Below are 17,716 nucleotides of genomic sequence, written 5' to 3'. Positions count from 1 at the left end.
ATTTATACTATCTAAATTAATAGCTTTTAAACTAGACAACCAACGCCTAATCGCCGAAGCACCCGCCCTGCTTTCCAAGGGGGATTCCCACCAATTTCGCTTCGAGCTAGAGATGTGTATTCACGGTAGCTTAAAAAGGGGGGAACCGGACTCTTAGTCCCCCTTTTTAAGGGGGACTTCTAGGGTTTTCGCTTCTAACTAGAGATGTGTATACACGGTAGCCCTTATGGGAGGCTTTGCTCCCTCCCCTTATAGAGGGGAGGGTTGGGGTGAGGTAAAGGTCTACGCAGCAACTCAAATAACTTGTGTATACACCGTAGATTCCCTATCCCCTATCCACTACTTAGCTGCTTTAACTCTCGTTGCCCGGTTGACGATCTTCTCGCCTTCGCGTTGCTTCTTCCCACGCCAGAGCAGACGTAACGGAGTCCCAGAAAAGCCGAGTTGCTTCCGGAATTGATTCTCGATATAACGACGGTAGTTATCATTAAACCGCGAAGGGTCGTTGACGAATAGGGCGATCGTCGGTGGTTGACTGCTGACTTGGGTACCGTAGTAGACTTTACCCTGCTTACCCTGACGAGTTACTAGCGGATTATGCCAAGTGGTAGATTCTTCTAGCACTTGGTTGATCGTTGCAGTACTAACGCGGCGACGGTGCTGTTCGACAGCTCGATCTACTACTTCTAGGATTTTATCAACACGTTGTCCGGTTAAGGCACTCACGAAGATACTCTCCGCCCATTCGGTAAAATTCAGCCGACTATTTAACTGTTCTTGATAGTCATAAATTGTATAGGAATCCTTCTCTACAGCATCCCATTTATTGACTACAATTACACAAGCCCGACCTTCTTCAACAATCCGTCCAGCTAATTTTTGATCTTGCTCGGTTACGCCATCGACAGCATTAAGTACCAGCAACACTAAATCGCATCGATCGATCGCTTTAAAAGCCCGATTGATCCCAAAAAATTCTGGCCCATAATCGACGTTTTTCTTCCGCCGAATTCCCGCCGTATCGATCAACCGATAATTAGTACCATTGCGGTTAATTACCGTATCGATCGCATCGCGAGTAGTCCCCGAAATTGGACTGACGATCGAGCGATTTTCACCCAAGAAAGCGTTTAACAAACTCGATTTACCCACATTCGGACGACCGATAATCGCAATCCGAATTTCCGGCTCGTCAACTTCATCCATTACGGGTAAAGTCAGAATCAGATCGTCTAACAATTCCCCCGTACCGCTCCCGTGAATACCGGATACAGCATAAGGTTCGCCTAGACCCAATTCCCAAAAATCGGCAGTCTGCATGGCACCAACTGTTTCCGATTCGCACTTATTAACAGCGACAAAAATCGGGATTTTTTGGAGGCGCAACCAAGTCGCAATTTCCAAATCACCACCCGTAATTCCCTGCTGTCCATCGACGACAAAGATTGCCGTACTTGCCTGCGACAGAGCCATCATCGCCTGTTCGCGAATCAAGGGTAGGAATTCGGTCTCATCATCAAACACCAGCCCTCCGGTGTCTACAACCACAAACTCACGATCTTGCCAAAATGCCCGACGATATGTACGATCGCGAGTAACTCCTGGCTCATCATGCACGATCGATTCCCGCGCTCCCGCCAAACGATTGACGAGTGTGGATTTACCCACGTTGGGACGACCTATAATAGCAACGATCGGCAGCGACATAAAATTCTGAACACAAGAGAGCAATATTATAGTCTATCGCGATCGGGTGGAAATTGTGGTTAGTTCGAGTACATTTGCTGATTCCCTTTCAGGGAGGCTACGCCAACGAGATTAAACGTTACGATCTGGAAGCTTTGCTAAAATGATGTATTAAGTACCTTTCGATAATTTATCTTTGAGTGAAGCTTAATAATTACCAATTCTTGATGACATTATGGTTGCTTTATCCGATCGCTTATTAATGACCGCCGCTGAATATCTCACCTGGGAACCCACCCAAGAGCAACGTTATGAATACTGGGATGGCGAAGTCGTCGCGATGAGCGGCGGCACTCGCAACCACAACCGCATTTCGTTGAATTTCTCGAAATTATTAGATGATGCTCTTCTAAACCGCTCTTGCGATGTTTATATTGCCGATGTCAAAGTGCAAGTAGAGCCAGGTCAAAAGTATTTTTATCCCGATGTGGTGGTGACTTGCGACGAACGAGATGATAATACTCAATTCGTCCAATTCCCCTGCCTAATTATCGAAGTATTATCTCCTTCGACTGAAGCAATAGATAGAGGGGTAAAATTTGCCAGATACCGTCAATTTACGTCATTACAAGAATATGTATTGGTACAAGCCGACAGGTATCATGTAGAAGTATTTCGACGCAACGATCGAGGTCAATGGGTACTCTCAGAATACAATCTAGAAGATCGTCTGTTACTAGAATCAATTAATATTGAAATTACAATTTCCGAGCTATATCGTCAAGTGCAATTTGAAGTTGATGATTTGACATCATAATTTTACATTTGTCTAGCAATATTAATCGATCGATATCATCTAATAAAATTCCCTCGCCGGAGGAGATTTTTAGCCATGTGATGTTGATTAGAATGATTACAGTGGGAAAGTCGATCGATCTTATGTCTTAACTTCTCTGACTACCCACCCAATTTCAGGGCGGAGAAATAAACTTTGTCGATCTTGTTTGACTCCAACAAATCCGCCTAGAAATTCCATTTGATAATTGGTTTCAAGATATTTCCAGACAAAGGGAGCTTTTGCCAATCCGCTAGGAAATGAACTAATTTGAATTTCCCGATCTTGGTAAAACTGCTGTTGCAGAATCGATACAGGTACAGATCGTTCGTTATTTAAATATGGAAAAAATCGGGTAATCCACCCAGTCACGATCGCATCACCGCTGTCATCATTATATTTGTACATCGATCGCCAAAAATCTCGATTTGGCTTGCCCTGTGCTGTCAAAATAAACTGTTCTAAAACTGGTATGAGTGCGTCAACCCACCACTCAAGTTGAAATCGATCGATTTGTTCGGTTCGTGCTAGGAGCTGTTGCCAATCAGCAATAGTGCCCTCTAATTGAATTTGCGGAATCCCACACAAAGTATCGACTTCCGACTCAAAGTAAGATTGCATTGCATCTAACAGCACTATTTCCGAGGCGGCTTTTTCGATCGCGCCAGTTGTTGAAAATGTTGGCACTAAAAGATCGTGATTTACACTCCCAATATGTTGACGGATTGAAGTTGAAAATTCGGTAAATACCTGAGTCCAATCATTAGTTTGTTTTCCCTTAATCAGCTCGTCATTGACAACTACAATTTTTACCTTGTTTTGATGTTTGACAAAGTGCGATCGCAGTTCTTCGGCATGAGAATTAATCCAATTTGCCAATCCTTGAGCGATGAGTAACCACATCATATCTGGCGATAATGACAATGGGCGATGGTCGTTGAAAGCTTGGTGCAGTGCCGCAATAAAGGGATGGAATTTTACCGATGCGACTAATTTGCTCCGATATTGCGAACAAGCTTCGATCTTGGGTTGCTGGCGATGCGATCGGCTTTGCTCTGGCACGGTAAGTAATAACTCAACAGCTCGACGATAAGAAATTTCGCGCAAAGGTCGAGTTGCTTTTTTAACATCTGAAACGTCAAAAACAGTCGGCCAAGTCGCGATCGATGATTTTACAGATAGCAGATCGAAAATACCCATAATTCCGCTCCCGATCGGTTTAAAATACCAAAAATGACATTTTATCTTTGTAATCTCGCCCAGACAAATCCGCCATTGCGCTGCGCTCCCGCCATTTTAATCCATAATAAAGCCATATGTTCGAGATGCAAACTCATGGCAAGATTGCCTGTATCGATCGGTTCCCAGCCAAGTTGTTGACACAAATCGGAGATCGTTGCTTTAGCCACCGGATCGTTGCCCGCAATTAACATCGCAGGTTTGAGATCGCCATAGCCTGGATAGTGGTTATCTTCAAAGTTTTCGTAACCGTAAATGGTGAAAGCTTTGACAACACGAGCATCAAGCACGAGTTGTTGAATTGTCTCGCTCCCAGAGATTTTACTTTGCAAACCGTGGCTTAGGTTGGCACCAACTGTATTTGTGCAGTCCACTAATACCTTGCCATTCAAGGCTAATTTGAGCGGAGTAAGGGCTGATTCAATCGCCGCGAAGGGGGTCGCCAAAAAGATGGCATCTGCTGTTTCGATGGCTGCTAGTGGGGTCTGAATTAATAGAGCTGGATTGAGGGCGAGGGCTGATAAAACTGTTTGTGATTGGGGATCTCGCGCGGCAATAGTAACTTGATGACCCAGTTTTTGCAATCGATTTGCCAAAGGCGCACCGACATTACCCACACCGATAAAAGCAATTTTCATCATTTTAACTCCTCATATTTCCAAAATAGAATTATATCGGGGCGATTCTCGTTCCGTTCGCGTTGGCGTTGGCGAAGCCTACCGTAGGTACAGCCTGCCTCTCTGCACAGCGTCTGCCTGTGCAGAGAGGCTTTGCCAACGCCAATTAACTTGCTAATGCTGCCAAAACCAGTCTTGCTGTTTCGGCACCAGAATTTTGTTGTTGCCCCGTAATCAAATTGCCATCCCGAACGGCGTGGGGTGAAAAGGCTTCCTTGGTGACAAAATTTGCGCCTAATTTTTTCGCTTCATCTTCAATCCGAAACGGCATCACTTTTTGACCGACAACTCGATCTGCATAATCTTCTTCACTATTAGCAAACCCAGTGATGGTTTTACCTTGAATCAAATAAGATCCATTCGCTAGTTTGGCTTCGATCAATACGCAGGTACCGTGACACAACGCCGCAGTGGGTTTACCCGTTGCATAAAAGTCCGAAAATAGTTGGATGAGCGTGTGGTTTTGACGGAAGGTAAACATCGGCGATTGACCGCCACACACCACGATCGCATTAAAAGTACCCATGTCGAGACTGGAGATCGCGGGCGTATTTTCCAGCAATTGCATAAATTCAGGTCGATCGATGTACTGTAACGACAGCGTATCATCCTTGGAATAGCCAGAAACATCGCGAGGATCGCTCAAACTATCGAATTCGACTTTGCCCCCATTGGGGCTAGCGATCGTTACCTGACAGCCAGCTTGGGTAAATTCTGCATAAGGATGAATCAATTCTGATGCCCAGAAACCAACAGAGCCACCTAAAGTAGTGGAAACTGATGGATTGGCAACAATTAGTAAGATGTGGCGACTCATAAAATTCTTCGTCGATAATACAATTCAGTTTCCTTGTTAGTATGAATCGATTATCATTCATTTGTCCAATGGATATTTTGTATAAACTTTATCGATCTTATGAATCTTGCCGGAATCGATCTCAACCTATTAGTGGTCTTCGATGCACTGATGACCGAACGCCAAGTCACACGAGCGGGCGAACGCTTGGGATTGAGCCAACCTGCGACTAGTAATGCGCTAGCGCGACTGCGGAGTTTAACCAAGGACGAACTATTCGTGAGAAGTAGCGGTAAATTGCAGCCTACGCCAGTGGCGATCGAACTAGCGCAACAGATTCAACCCGCTTTGAGCCAAATTCAAACGGCTTTAGCTCCAGCACCATTGTTCGATCCGCCCACTAGCGAGCGAGTCTTTAATATTGGGATGAGCGATTATGTTGAATTTGTCCTGTTACCCCCGTTATTAGCACGATTAGCAACCATCGCACCCCATGTCAAAATTCAAGTGAGATCGGGCAATCGCGATCGACAGCTCGCACTATTAGACAGCGGCGAAATCGATTTAGTTTGTGGATTATTTCCCCACAAAGTTGCTTGGCACGATCGACAGTTACTATTTCGAGAACGGTTCGTATGTGTGTGCCGTCGCGAACATCCATCGATCGGCGATACTATTTCGCTCGATGAATATGTCAACGCAGATCATTTATTAGTGTCATTACAAGAAGATATGGTCGGGCGGGTAGATTTACAATTAGCCAAACAAAATCTTACCCGCAATGTTTTAGTATCGACTCCACACTTTTTGGTCGTCCCATCTATTTTGGCACGAACGAATCTGATTGCGACATTGGTAGAACGAGTTGCGCGGGAGTTTGCGCCAATCCTCAACTTAAAAATCTTACCCTGTCCGCTCCCGCTGACGGGTTTTTCGGTGTTTATGCGTTGGCATCAAAGTATGCACGATCGCCTTTCCAATGCTTGGCTCAGAGGCATCATTACCGACATCGCGACAACTGTTTGAAATTTACCCTGCGTTCTATGCCTTTAAACCCGCAACTGCACGGGCATCGAGCCATCTCGTAATTGGAGTTGTCGATCGAGCCAGGAATGACGAATGCGGCTACCGATAATGGGTGCGAGGCGGCTAACAGCGTGCCTGATGAGGGGATAATTTCGTAATAGTTCGGCTTGGTTGACTTCTTGCTGTTGTAACTTTTGGATGCGAATTATTTCGGGTTCTCGCTCGGCTTGAATTTGCGGTAATACGCGATCGATCGCCGCGAGATCGAGATTGCCTTGGCAGACTGGTACCAGATGATTTGCCGCCACCACTGCATCTCTCAATGCCATATTAATCCCCTGGGCGCGAATCGGCGACATTGGATGGGCGGCATCGCCCAAAACCAATACTCCCGGCTGTTGCCACTGCACGCACCGACCGACGACGATCGATAATAGCAGCGGACGTTCGATTGCGGCTTGCTGCGATCGCAAATGCGCCGCCAACCAATCGGGAGCTGTTGCGGCTAGTTTTTCCGCCCAATCGACCTGCTGCCAATCGATTCGATCGTCCTGATGTAATGACCAGCCCACCTGAAGATTGCCCTCAGCCCCTTGAAAAACCCCAAAAGCATCCCCACCGCGCACAATCGAGTAAAAGACATTCTCTGCGGCAAATTCGGGGCTACTGGGCAACTTAAACCAGAGAATATCGAAGTTCTGAGTCGCTCGATCGAGGGTTAAATTTGCCTGCTCTCGAACGATCGAATTGCGCCCGTCGGCACCGATAACCAAATCGGCGGCGATTTCCCGTCCATCGCTGAGTGTGACCCCCGCCACCCGATCGCCGTTCCAGACTAAATCTCGGACGTTAGTACCCTGAATCAGCTCGAATTTAGCACACTGCTGTGCGCGATCGAGCACGCCTGCTAAAAAAGCAGGTTGAGAAATTAGCGTGCAAGGTTTACCCCCCCGCGTCATCGGCTCTTCCACCCGAAAGATCGATCGATTTTCGATATAAAATTCCCACGCATCGAGGGCGCGGTGCGGAATCTGGGCAACTAAATCCGTCAGCCCCATTGCGTCAATCGCCGCTAAACCGCTAGGCATCAGAGCTTCACCCCGAAAGATCCGCCGAAAATTGGTCGAAGCTTCGATCGCAGTGACGGCGATCCCGCGTTGCGCTAGCAACATTGCCAGCGTTAAACCTGTCGGCCCCGCACCGATAATTACAATATGTGTCATGGTTGGAGATTCGCTCGATCGAGAATTAAATGCTGCTATCTATCCATATTAAGGCGTTGCTCGATTCTCTTGCAGAGAGGCTTCGCCAACGAGGTATGCAAAATTAAGGGGGACGGGGGGACGGGGAGACTAGGAGACTGGGGGACTGGGAAGATTCAAACACTATTCACTATTCACTATTCCCTATCCCCTAATTTAAGTAACAACAATCCTGAAGCTAACACAAAGCAGGTAAGCGCGATACTAGAAGCAATTGCTGGTTTATAAAACCAGAATTTAAGTGACATAACCAGATAAGTAGTCGCAATAAATATCGCACAACATTGAAGCCAATAACTACGATCTAATACCTGAAAATAGAATAAGCCGATTGCTAAAAAAGTCCCGCCAAACATCACCAAGCCTAAACTATGACTGAGATTGAATCCCAGCCATGCTTGCCACAAGTTAGTGTGGGGATGAATGGCAATGCTCGACTCTTGCATTGCCTGACGCAGTACTTTATCTGGCGGTGTAAAAGTGCGCGGTTCGCTGAGATCTTGCAATGTCAGTATGCCATGTAAAATTCCCAAAATCAGAAAAATAGCTGCACCTACAATTACCAAGTATCTTGCAATAATATCTAGATGCATAGTTTTTCGAGTCAATTTTTTTGGACAATTTCAACATCGAAGTTTAGCTGGGTGTCAACTACATTAACGAAGAGCAGAGGTTCAAATCCCCGTCATAAAAACTTCGCTGTCAACTGTTTAATTTAGGCTGGCATTAGCCCCAATTGCTGCATTAAAGCCAATAAATTACACTCATACCACCACTCGATAATCTTGCCGTTAGCAATTCGGAGCAAGGTAAAATCGTTTATTTTAGCGGATTTTCCCGTGGGTGGAATTCCGAGAAATGTGCCTGTATGAGTTCCTACGAGCGTAGTTCTGTACACCACTCTGTCACCTTCGGAGATCGTATCTTCAATCGAGTGATGAATATCTGGAAATCCTTGAAAGAGGCTGGCATTAAATACTTTATTTGCTTCCAAGCCAACGATCGGCTGTGGTGAGCTATTGAAATGGTGGATGACATCAACACTCATCAACTCATCCCAAGTCTTTTGCCAAGCGGGATTCGTGCCCCATCCTTCTCGTGCAAACTGAAGTGCGATCGCTTTATTATCTTCAATATTCATCTCTTTTTCAATCTATACACTAATGTATGCTTGCTAGATTAGCTATAATTTTGTCAGATGTCAATACATAACTGTATGGAAGTGATAAATCCCAAATTAGGGCGACAAGATTGGGTGAATGCGGCACTGGAAACCTTTATGAGCAAAGGGATCGAGACGGTAAAAGTAGATGCGATCGCCAAATCGCTCAAGATTACGCGCGGTAGTTTTTACTGGCATTTTAAGAATCTCGACGATCTGTTGGCGGCGATCGTGCAAGAATGGCAGGCGGCTAATACCGAAGAGATCGTGCAAACAGTTGAAGCAACAGGCGGCGAACCGAGCCACAGGCTGTTGCAGTTATTTGAAATTGCAGCGCGAGATGACGATCGCTTGGAAAAAGCGATGCGGATTTGGGCGATTCATGATGTCAGAGCAGCAGCCGCGATCGAGCGAGTCGATCGACAACGACTAGCATATTTGGAGAGTTTATTCTTACAAATTGGGTTCTCGCCGACAGATGCCGAAATCCGCGCTCAGGTTGCTTACTCCGTCAGGCTGGGTTGGTTTATCATCGCAGTGCCGAGTAACCCAGCCAAACGCCTGAGTGAAATTCATCTAGTTCACAAAATTCTGACTGAACATGTAGAGATGCCTGATGGCATTAACAGATCGTTGCTTTAACGACAAGGGTAGTTGGGTTTCATTCTTTAAGCCAACCTACAGATCTCAATTCTATTTAGCAGGGGCTTCATCGCAAGACACTTTAGCCATAACAACCCATGACGATCTCAGCACCTAGATCGTCAACATCTAGGTAGAATTTTTTCCAGTTTCTGAAGCTCTCTAAATACCATTTTTCCTCTTCATCACCTCCTTTGTCAAATAACATTTCTGGCTCGATCTGTCGCAAGATACTAGCTCCTTTTTTCACTGATTCACGGGTTATCAGCTCGATTCTATTTAGATCTGCCCCAAGCATAACATTTCCATACGCGAGACGGCTCACGATCGCATCAGCATCTTCAAAATTTCGTTTTAGTAGTTCTTCTATTAGCTTGTCATGAACTTCACTAAATGAGTCTTCTAATGAGCCTACAGTATCCACAATCTCTGGATAATCTCGACAGGTAATTTGTAATACTTCGCAAAAATCTGCGATCGTGAGAGATGTTTCTAGCTCGGTTCCACAAAATACATCAGGATAAAGTTCAATCGCATATTTCATGTATTCAGTTCCTATGTATTTATTAAATTCCACAGGATCGTACTGAAACATGTGAAAAATGCTACCAGAGCCTAGAAGATGGCTAGATAAGACTCTAAAGGCTGGATCGTGCTGAAGACGATCGTAAAAACTGCTTCCAGGGGGAATTGCTTGATAAGCTAAGGTAAAGAACATAGATTCAGATCGGATAAACGATATCCACCAGCCAGCTAGGTATGTAAGTACAAATTTATTATAATCCTTTCAATAACTGGTGATGACTCTTCAGCGGGGATGCTACGTGCAAGTATCGATCTATAATCTTCACACGCTCCAAATTGACGATCGATAACCCCGATGAATAATATAAGCCAGCGAGATATCGAACATATATTTGAAAGATTGCGATCGGGTGTAGTGCCAGAGCGGGGATTAGAAGCATTTGCCGTTGGGATCGATCGATCTAGAGGTGAGATAAAGCGACAATTAGACTTAGCCGGGAATAATGAAGGCGTATTTAAATTCCTGCGGGGTGGCTATGGGTGTGGTAAAACCTTTATGGCACGCTTGGCACTGCTCGACGCTCAGGCTCAGGGATTTGCAACGAGTTTTGTGGTGGTATCGGATAACGATTTGCACTTCCATCGGTTTGATGATGTCTATCGGAAAGTCGTGCAAGAATTGGCAACCGATCGATGCGATCGGGGGGCGTTGGGATTTATAATCGATCGATGGATTGCCAGAATGGAAGATGCCGCGATCGATGGTGGTGCAAATCCTGAAGCCGAAGATTTCGATACTCAGGTACAGCAGCGGATTGAAGCAGATCTTGGCTCGCTGACGGGTGGTAAAGCACCTGAAGATATGACGCGGGTATTGCGATCGATTTTTGCCCTCAAACAGCAGAATAAATTCCCCGAAGCTAGCGCGCTGCTTTCCTGGCTATCGGGTAGTGAAAATGTCGCGGCATCCTCGAAGCGGATCGCTGGGATTAAGGGAGATATTGGCTCTAAGGAAGCGATGGATTACCTTCAGGGCATTTTAGCCATTACTAAAGCATCAGGCTATAAAGGGCTGGTAATCGTCATCGACGAAGCCGAAACCATGTTGCGGATGAAAACCGATATTCGCGCCAAATCTTTGAATGGCATTAGGCAAATTTGCGATGCAGCCGATCGCTATCCGGGGTTATTCTGGATCTTTACTGGTACTCCCGAATTTTTTGATACAAATCGGGGAGTCGCTGGTTTATCGCCCTTACACGACAGGTTGAAGTTAATTAAAACAGGTAATTTTGCCAATCCCCGCCAACCGCAACTAGTACTTACCCCATTCGATGCGGAACGATTGAAAGATGTCGCGCTCAAATTGCGAGAACTATATCCGACTGAACAACGGAAACAATTAACTAAAAAAGTCACGCCCGAATTTATCGATTTATTAGTAGCCAAAGTTACTCAAGGTTTTGGCGGCGATGTGGGGATAGTACCGCGTCAATTCTTACGTCAATTGGTAAATATTTTAGATTTAGCTGCAACGGAACCAGATTTCGATCCGATGACAGATGGCGGTTACGATCTCGTCGAACTCAGCGCGGAGGAAATTAGAATTCGCGATGGTTTACCCTATTTTGAACCAGAATCTAGCGATGCAGAACAATATGCTGTGACATTTTAGCAATATCATCTGTTCCTAATTTTCTGACAGGTGGATACGTCGCTCATACTTGTTTATCGATCTCAAGTGCGATCGGGGATATTAGGGCTGGCTGTGTATCGATCGGGACATCATATCTGAGAAAACTATCTATACATTAATAGTTGGAGTTTTTCTCAATAAAATAGCATAGAATATTGCAAGCTTGATTGATAATACTACTATTGCGGTACTTTCTATTGATGAAATAAGCTGTGAGTTGAGAGTGGCAGAGAATATAGTTGGTAAAGATGATGGTAGAGTTTCAGAATATTGATAAGTTAAAAAGATTGGTACTAGATTTGCCGCAGTTTGGATGCCTAGCACTAATTCTAAACTATTCTCAAAGAGAATAGCCGTTGCCAGTCCAATGCCAAGTATTAAATTAAAAACCAAACACTGAAGCTGAGAACACTGGGCTTTGTTTGCAATTAGCAACACAAATGATGATGACAACAAACTACTTGTAAATATTAGTAAATACTTGTGGCGAACGATCGTTCCTAAACCTTGGAGTACATACCCCCTGATAACTTCCGTACAAAAAGCAATGCTAATAGCATTAATAATTGCCGGAACCAGATAGATCGACCAATCGATTGGCTTGAAGACTAGTTTAAAATCTTGGAAAGCTTGAGGATCGAGCTTTAATTGAAGTATTCTAAATAATAAAGATATTAAAAACCAGACAATAAATGCCTTAGTATAACGATCGACGTTAAATTTATGATTTGGACAAATCGTAGCAAGAAAATCACGTTGATGAATTTTTTGGATACCTAATAGAATACAAGCACATATAGAAGATGTCAAAGATATAGTCAGAAGATAAATTCCCCCAGGAGGCATAGTTCGGATAATTTTACTAACCAATACTTTGTTTTGAAGGTCAGAAAAACTTACATTTACAAAAAAATGTAACCAGATCGTCAAACCGATCGAGACACAACAGACTGGAACAAAAGGAACTACCGTAAGGATCGATATATATCGCCACCATTGATTTTTACCTTGGCGAGCTGCATCTAAATATTTGATAGTCATAGGAGAAGATTTCAAGAATTGCTTGAGATGGTATTTTGAAAAATTTGCCCGATCCACTACAGCCAAATCGCCAGCTATGAGAAGATTAGATCGATCGAGCTATTAATTCTTGCAGTCGTAAATGTCCGTCGCCAAAAACCTGCCAACCATCGCCGACGAGGACGGTAGAGATGGCACTTAACTGAGCCAATCGCCGCACGGAAGCTAATGCTCGCTTGCGATCTGATAACTTGGCATCTGGTAATAACATTAAGGTACCAGCTTGATGCGCTCTGACGAGATCGCCAGTAATTAGTGTAGTTTCTTCTAAGACTAGAGCCAATTCGCCTGGAGTTTTAGAACCATCGAGGGCGATGGCATCTAGCCCTGGGAAGATTTTATCGCGATCGGTCAACCATCGATCGACGGGAATGGGAAAAGATGCTCGTTCGCCTTGGGGTGCTAAGATCTGAGCACCCATCTCGGTGGCAATTTCCTGACTGGCACGAATGTGGTCGGAATTGGTGATAATAACCCACTGGGCACCGCCTAAAGATTGTAAATGAGATCGATCGTGTGCGGACAGTGGCAGGGGATCGACGAGCACGTTTCCGGCTGGGCGAATCCACGCGATGCTATGAAAATCAATATTGCGTTCGCTATTAAATTCAGACCAACAGTAGAGATCGGGACGGTGTAATAATTTCATGAGGAGGCTAAAATAAAGCAAACAGATCGGATCTAGTTTCCTAAAATATTAGCGATCGATTGCGATCGCAGTTCGGGACTGAGACAGTTCTTTACAGCTACTAAATATATTTATTAAGATCGTATGAATATCTTAGTGTTGAATGCTGGTTCGAGTAGTTTTAAATCGAGCTTGTATCGATTGACTGAAGCGGAACCCAACGATCCGATCGTGCCATTGTGGACGGGGAAAATTAGCTGGAATTCGGCTGGAGCGGCGACATTAACAGCTAAAACTGCGGATGAGTCGATGGAGGAGGAACGATCGCAAACCGCTCGACAACAAGATATTCACGATCTATTAAATTGGCTCTGGAGTGGCAAAACTCAGGTTATTGAGGATATTCACGCGATCGATATCGTTGGCAATCGGGTGGTACATGGTGGCGATAAATATCGTCAACCGACATTAATTGATGATTCAGTCAAAGCTGAGATCGACAGGTTATCTATTTATGCGCCGCTCCACAATCCGGCTAATTTAATCGGGATCGAAGCTATATCATCGATCTCTAAAGATACGCCTCAAATTGCTGTATTCGATACGGCTTTTTTTCGAGATTTATCAGCGGTGGCGTATACTTATCCCGTGCCGTATGAGTGGTTGGAGCGAGGGATTAGAAAGTATGGTTTTCACGGTATCAGTCATCAATATTGCACCCAACGGGCGGCAGCATTATTAGGGCGAGATGTGGGTGATTTGCGAATAATTAGTTGTCATTTGGGGAATGGTTGTTCGCTGGCAGCGGTTAAATCTGGACGGTGTATCGATACGACGATGGGGTTTACACCGCTTGATGGTTTGATGATGGGAACGCGGTGCGGATCGATCGATCCGGGGATAATTCTTCATCTGTTGCGGGAACGGGAATATACGGTGATAGAACTCGATCGGATCTTGAATTTTGAGTCGGGTTTATTGGGTGTGTCTGGGGTGTCAAATGACCTGCGGGACATAGATCGGGCGATCGCTTCAGGCAACGATCGGGCGAAATTGGCTTTAGATATGTATATCGATCGATTAGCATCTAAAATTGGTTCATTGTTACCCGCTCTGGGTGGCGTGGACGCACTGATTTTTACTGGGGGTGTGGGGGAACATAATCCTGGTATTAGAGCGGCTGTAGCGTCGAAATTGGCGTTTCTGGGAGTAGAAATAGACCCCGATCTCAATGAGTTACCTATGCCACCAGATCGAGATGTGGCGACTCCTCAATCTGCGGGAAGATTACTGGCAATTCATACTCAAGAAGAGTGGGAAATCGCGCGGGCTTGTTGGGCATATTTACACGATCGACATTAGTTACTAGTGAATAGTGAATAGTGGATAGCGAAAAGTGCATTTTTGGTACAAGATGTGAGTAATCCAAAATCCAAAATCCTATGACATCAAGCATTCTGAACTATGCGATCGGGACTTTGGCGGCTTTATTTCCAATTGCCAATCCGATTGGTGCAGTGCCGATATTTTATAGTTTGAGTGCGACAGATAGCCGCAGAGATCGCCGCAAACAAGCTCAACGCACGGCTGTGAACGTAATTTTGATTCTGGCAGTGTTTCTGGCTGGCGGTCGGTCTATTCTCCAATTTTTTGGGATCTCGCTAGATGTATTGCGGATTGCTGGCGGCTTACTAGTGAGTCATGCCGCGTGGGAAATGGTTACCAGCAAACCGCGCCTGATGGCATCCGAACAAAAAGCGGGAACGGAGCAGGAGGATATTTCGTTTACACCGATGGCAATTCCATTGGTTGCAGGCCCAGGATCGATTGGTGTGATTATTGGATTATCGACGAGGATGACGCAATGGAGCGATTATCTGGGATGTTCGATCGGGATTGTCTTATTCGGTTGTTTGCTCTATGCCTGTCTGGTGCTGGGAGAATCTTTGCTATCGATCTTGGGTCAAAATGGTCTGGGTGCGCTGAATCGAGTGTTAGGCTTCTTTATTTTGGCGATCGCGGTACAGTTAATTGCGGATGGGGTGTTGTCGTTATTACATTCGGCTGCGCCCACGTTATTTCGGTGAACTACCACTCCCGATCTGCTACTGCGTATACACATCTCTAGCTCGAAGCGAAATCGATGAGAATCCCCCTAATCCCCCTTGAAAAGGGGGACTTTAAAGCCCCCTTTTCAAGGGGGTTGGGGGATTCGGATCTCAAAACGAAGTCTAACTGACTTGTATATACAGGGTAGATCTAGGAGTGAGATTTCTAGTAGATATTCGATCGACACATTACCAGCGACTGAGTGGTGCTAATCTTCTAGTACCTTCATAATCCGATCTTCTAATCGATCGAGGTCGAGTCCGCCTTCATCGCGGCTGATGCGGCGGACTGTGGCATTGACACCGCCTAAGTTTTGGAGTAAATCGCGCAAGATTTCTTGTTGCTGGCGAGATTGGGTGACTTCATGCGGTTCTTGTACCAAGTCGCGAACGATCGTATCTTCCGATCTTGAGACTGTCAGCGGCTCGTCTTGCCCTTGCAGATAGACGATCGTCCGCCGTCCGGGGCCGCGTTCTTGCTCCAAGGGAATCAATGCAACCACATTATCCGATCGCACGTATTTACCAAATCCCAGGTGAACCAGTACGGAGGGTTGAATCTTCACTAAGTCTTGTCCTTTTCTATCTCTATACATCTATTATACAGCCGAGCAAGATAGCTTGTAAGATATATAGAAAGCGGTTTTCACGCTACTTTAGTAGTGGTTTACAGTTGCTTTTTTCAAGCGATCCACTAGCCGAATTGGGTGAAAATCTAGGTCTTCAAATCCGAATCGATCGAATTTTAGGGTTGATTTGCTGGGCTAGCGATCGTGGATTTAATTAGATCTTTGCGCCGCCATTAACACAAATTTCTTCACCTGTAATCCACCGCGCCTCTTCACTTACCAAAAATGCCACAACGTCGGCAATATCTTGGGGCGTTCCCAGGCGATTGAAGGGCGAACTGGCGGCGGCTTGCTGCTGGTATTCTGGCGATAAGCGATCGAACATGCCAGGTACAGTCGGCCCAGGTGTAACGGTATTAACTGTAATATCGCGATTGCCTACTTCTTGTGCCATCACTTGGGTAAGTAGCGTCACTGCTGCTTTACTGGCTGCATAAACCGCCGTTCTGGCATTAGGATACAAGGTTGATGAGGAGGAAATATTCACGATGCGGCCACCATTGCCGATGTGTTTGGCGGCTTCTTGTAATGAGAATAACACCCCACGCACATTCAGGTTAAATACCCGATCGTAGTCTTCTACTGTGGCTTTTTCGATCGAGCCAGTTTCCCCAGAAATCCCCGCATTGTTGACCAAAATATCCAGCTTACCGAAATAGTCGATCGTCTTAGCAAATAAAGTATGAATGTCGGCTATTTTGCTCAAATCTCCCTGAATGGAGACACTCTTACCGCCCGCATCGCAAATCGCGTCTACAGCTTCATTCGCGGCTTGTTCGCTATCTGAATAGTTGACTACAACGTACGCGCCATCTCGTCCCAATCGCTCGGCAATCCCGCGCCCAATGCCGCGCGATCCACCTGTAACAATCGCGACTTTTCCCATTAAATCTGCCATATTGAAGATTTTCCTATAATGTTAACTGTAGTGGTTTCTCGCTGGGGCTTGTCAGCCGTTCGAGTAAAATATCGCCAACTCGCAAGGCATTAGCGACGATCGTCAGTGTTGGGTTCGAGCCAATATTTGAAGGAAAAAAACTACCATCGACAACATACAAATTGTCAATCTCATGAGCGCGACAATTGATGTCTAAAACAGACGTTTTGGCATTGGTACCAAATCGACAAGTACCGCACTGACGCGCCACCCACCGCAAAGGAAATTTACTGCGGTAATAGCGAGCATTAGCTTCATCAATCGATTTCAAAACATCAATCCAGCGATCGACTAACCGATCGAACGACTCACTATTATTGTCGGTGTATTCCAGAGAAATTTTATCCCCCTTTAGACTGACTCGATTGTTGGCATCGGGTAAATCTTCACCCGTCAACCACCAGTCAACTGATGGCAATTTACCAATGGCGATTCTCCAGGGGAGAGGCTACGCCAACGGCGCATGGATGGTAGACCGTACCAGGGCACACCAGGGTACTCATGATGCTCCCAGTGATAGCCAAAGTGGTAGCAGGTTAGGAATGACAAAACCAGAGGATAGTTGCTGCTGATAGCGTGATGGGGGTTTTCAAAACTGCCCGATCGGTGCGGTAAATAAGTTCCAAAGAAAAATAGCTGCATTGAGCTAAGGACAATCGGCAGTATCCAAAACACAAATAGGTTGGCAACAGAGACATGAAATATCAGATGAAGGCCGTGAAATATGACCCCTATCCCAAAAAATAGAACTATTCTTTGCTTATTATCTAAATATCCTTTCATGAATT

19 protein-coding genes and 1 pseudogene are annotated in these 17,716 nt (G+C 45.3%); 6 read left to right on the top strand and 14 right to left on the bottom strand.

All coding sequences use genetic code 11. The features are described 5' to 3' along the window. Positions 1-339: 339 nt before the first annotated feature. Positions 340-1,707: a ribosome biogenesis GTPase Der gene (gene der, locus RMO79_RS22360; protein ID WP_310485475.1), complete on the bottom strand. Its 1,368-nt coding sequence runs from the start codon at positions 1,705-1,707 to the stop codon at positions 340-342. Between the two features lie 214 nt (positions 1,708-1,921). On the opposite strand from der, the gene RMO79_RS22355 reads away from it, so the two are divergent. Continuing rightward, complete coding sequence (locus RMO79_RS22355) at positions 1,922-2,503, top strand: Uma2 family endonuclease (RefSeq protein ID WP_310485474.1); 582 nt, start codon at positions 1,922-1,924, stop codon at positions 2,501-2,503. A gap of 120 nt (positions 2,504-2,623) precedes the next feature. On the opposite strand, the gene RMO79_RS22350 is transcribed toward RMO79_RS22355, so the two are convergent. From RMO79_RS22350 to RMO79_RS22340, 3 genes are all read right to left on the bottom strand, one after another. After that, a complete protein-coding gene (locus RMO79_RS22350) occupies positions 2,624-3,721 on the bottom strand; it encodes a DUF4419 domain-containing protein (protein ID WP_310485473.1) in 1,098 nt (365 codons plus the stop codon). A 41-nt stretch (positions 3,722-3,762) separates the two neighbouring features. Next, positions 3,763-4,401 (bottom strand): NADPH-dependent F420 reductase, encoded by a 639-nt coding sequence (locus RMO79_RS22345; RefSeq protein ID WP_310485472.1) that lies wholly within the window; start codon positions 4,399-4,401, stop codon positions 3,763-3,765. 142 nt (positions 4,402-4,543) lie between these two features. After that, on the bottom strand, positions 4,544-5,254 hold the full coding sequence (locus tag RMO79_RS22340) for a type 1 glutamine amidotransferase domain-containing protein (protein WP_310485471.1): 711 nt from the start codon (positions 5,252-5,254) through the stop codon (positions 4,544-4,546). Positions 5,255-5,353: 99 nt separating this feature from the next. Between RMO79_RS22340 and RMO79_RS22335 the strand changes: the two genes are divergently transcribed. Further along, entirely contained in the window at positions 5,354-6,259 is a 906-nt protein-coding gene (locus RMO79_RS22335; RefSeq protein WP_310485470.1) for a LysR family transcriptional regulator, read from the top strand. A gap of 23 nt (positions 6,260-6,282) precedes the next feature. Here RMO79_RS22335 and RMO79_RS22330 read toward each other — a convergent pair whose 3' ends face one another. The 3 genes from RMO79_RS22330 to RMO79_RS22320 form a co-directional block, all read right to left on the bottom strand. Continuing rightward, on the bottom strand, positions 6,283-7,482 hold the full coding sequence (locus RMO79_RS22330) for an FAD-dependent monooxygenase (RefSeq protein WP_310485469.1): 1,200 nt from the start codon (positions 7,480-7,482) through the stop codon (positions 6,283-6,285). Between the two features lie 176 nt (positions 7,483-7,658). Then, the gene (locus RMO79_RS22325; protein WP_310485468.1) at positions 7,659-8,114 is read right to left on the bottom strand and encodes an LIC_13387 family protein; all 456 of its coding nucleotides are present in this window, start codon (positions 8,112-8,114) and stop codon (positions 7,659-7,661) included. 122 nt (positions 8,115-8,236) lie between these two features. Then, the gene (locus RMO79_RS22320) at positions 8,237-8,662 is read right to left on the bottom strand and encodes an ester cyclase (RefSeq protein WP_310485467.1); all 426 of its coding nucleotides are present in this window, start codon (positions 8,660-8,662) and stop codon (positions 8,237-8,239) included. Positions 8,663-8,719: 57 nt separating this feature from the next. Here RMO79_RS22320 and RMO79_RS22315 point away from each other — a divergent pair, with 57 nt between their 5' ends. Beyond that, the gene (locus tag RMO79_RS22315) at positions 8,720-9,325 is read left to right on the top strand and encodes a TetR/AcrR family transcriptional regulator (RefSeq protein ID WP_310485466.1); all 606 of its coding nucleotides are present in this window, start codon (positions 8,720-8,722) and stop codon (positions 9,323-9,325) included. 82 nt (positions 9,326-9,407) lie between these two features. On the opposite strand, the gene RMO79_RS22310 is transcribed toward RMO79_RS22315, so the two are convergent. Continuing rightward, on the bottom strand, positions 9,408-10,043 hold the full coding sequence (locus RMO79_RS22310; protein ID WP_310485465.1) for a hypothetical protein: 636 nt from the start codon (positions 10,041-10,043) through the stop codon (positions 9,408-9,410). Positions 10,044-10,205: 162 nt separating this feature from the next. Here RMO79_RS22310 and brxD point away from each other — a divergent pair, with 162 nt between their 5' ends. Next, on the top strand, positions 10,206-11,525 hold the full coding sequence (brxD, locus tag RMO79_RS22305) for a BREX system ATP-binding protein BrxD (protein ID WP_310485464.1): 1,320 nt from the start codon (positions 10,206-10,208) through the stop codon (positions 11,523-11,525). Positions 11,526-11,654: 129 nt separating this feature from the next. On the opposite strand, the gene RMO79_RS22300 is transcribed toward brxD, so the two are convergent. Both RMO79_RS22300 and RMO79_RS22295 read right to left on the bottom strand, forming a co-directional pair. Then, positions 11,655-12,587, bottom strand: a complete 933-nt coding sequence (locus RMO79_RS22300; RefSeq protein ID WP_310485463.1) for a hypothetical protein — start codon at positions 12,585-12,587, stop codon at positions 11,655-11,657. 85 nt (positions 12,588-12,672) lie between these two features. Beyond that, on the bottom strand, positions 12,673-13,275 hold the full coding sequence (locus RMO79_RS22295; protein WP_310485462.1) for an MBL fold metallo-hydrolase: 603 nt from the start codon (positions 13,273-13,275) through the stop codon (positions 12,673-12,675). Positions 13,276-13,398: 123 nt separating this feature from the next. Between RMO79_RS22295 and RMO79_RS22290 the strand changes: the two genes are divergently transcribed. Together RMO79_RS22290 and RMO79_RS22285 are read left to right on the top strand one after the other, a co-directional pair. Then, positions 13,399-14,616, top strand: a complete 1,218-nt coding sequence (locus tag RMO79_RS22290; protein WP_310485461.1) for an acetate kinase — start codon at positions 13,399-13,401, stop codon at positions 14,614-14,616. 80 nt (positions 14,617-14,696) lie between these two features. Next, entirely contained in the window at positions 14,697-15,341 is a 645-nt protein-coding gene (locus tag RMO79_RS22285) for a MarC family protein (RefSeq protein WP_310485459.1), read from the top strand. A 230-nt stretch (positions 15,342-15,571) separates the two neighbouring features. On the opposite strand, the gene RMO79_RS22280 is transcribed toward RMO79_RS22285, so the two are convergent. The 4 genes and pseudogenes from RMO79_RS22280 to RMO79_RS22265 form a co-directional block, all read right to left on the bottom strand. Beyond that, positions 15,572-15,928, bottom strand: coding sequence for a hypothetical protein (locus tag RMO79_RS22280; RefSeq protein WP_295614166.1), 357 nt, complete (start codon positions 15,926-15,928; stop codon positions 15,572-15,574). A 217-nt stretch (positions 15,929-16,145) separates the two neighbouring features. After that, positions 16,146-16,889, bottom strand: a complete 744-nt coding sequence (locus RMO79_RS22275; protein WP_310485456.1) for a glucose 1-dehydrogenase — start codon at positions 16,887-16,889, stop codon at positions 16,146-16,148. A 13-nt stretch (positions 16,890-16,902) separates the two neighbouring features. Further along, positions 16,903-17,340, bottom strand: a pseudogene (locus RMO79_RS22270) (GMC family oxidoreductase); the annotation flags it as partial. Further along, complete coding sequence (locus RMO79_RS22265) at positions 17,322-17,711, bottom strand: fatty acid desaturase (RefSeq protein ID WP_310485476.1); 390 nt, start codon at positions 17,709-17,711, stop codon at positions 17,322-17,324. The pseudogene RMO79_RS22270 and the gene RMO79_RS22265, both read right to left, overlap by 19 nt. Positions 17,712-17,716: the final 5 nt, after the last annotated feature.

This window comes from Chamaesiphon sp. VAR_48_metabat_403 (genome assembly GCF_031422475.1).
Taxonomy (GTDB): Bacteria; Cyanobacteriota; Cyanobacteriia; order Cyanobacteriales; family Chamaesiphonaceae; genus Chamaesiphon.
Note: the sequence above shows the minus strand (reverse complement) of the source record. Positions and strands in the feature narration are given on the sequence as shown.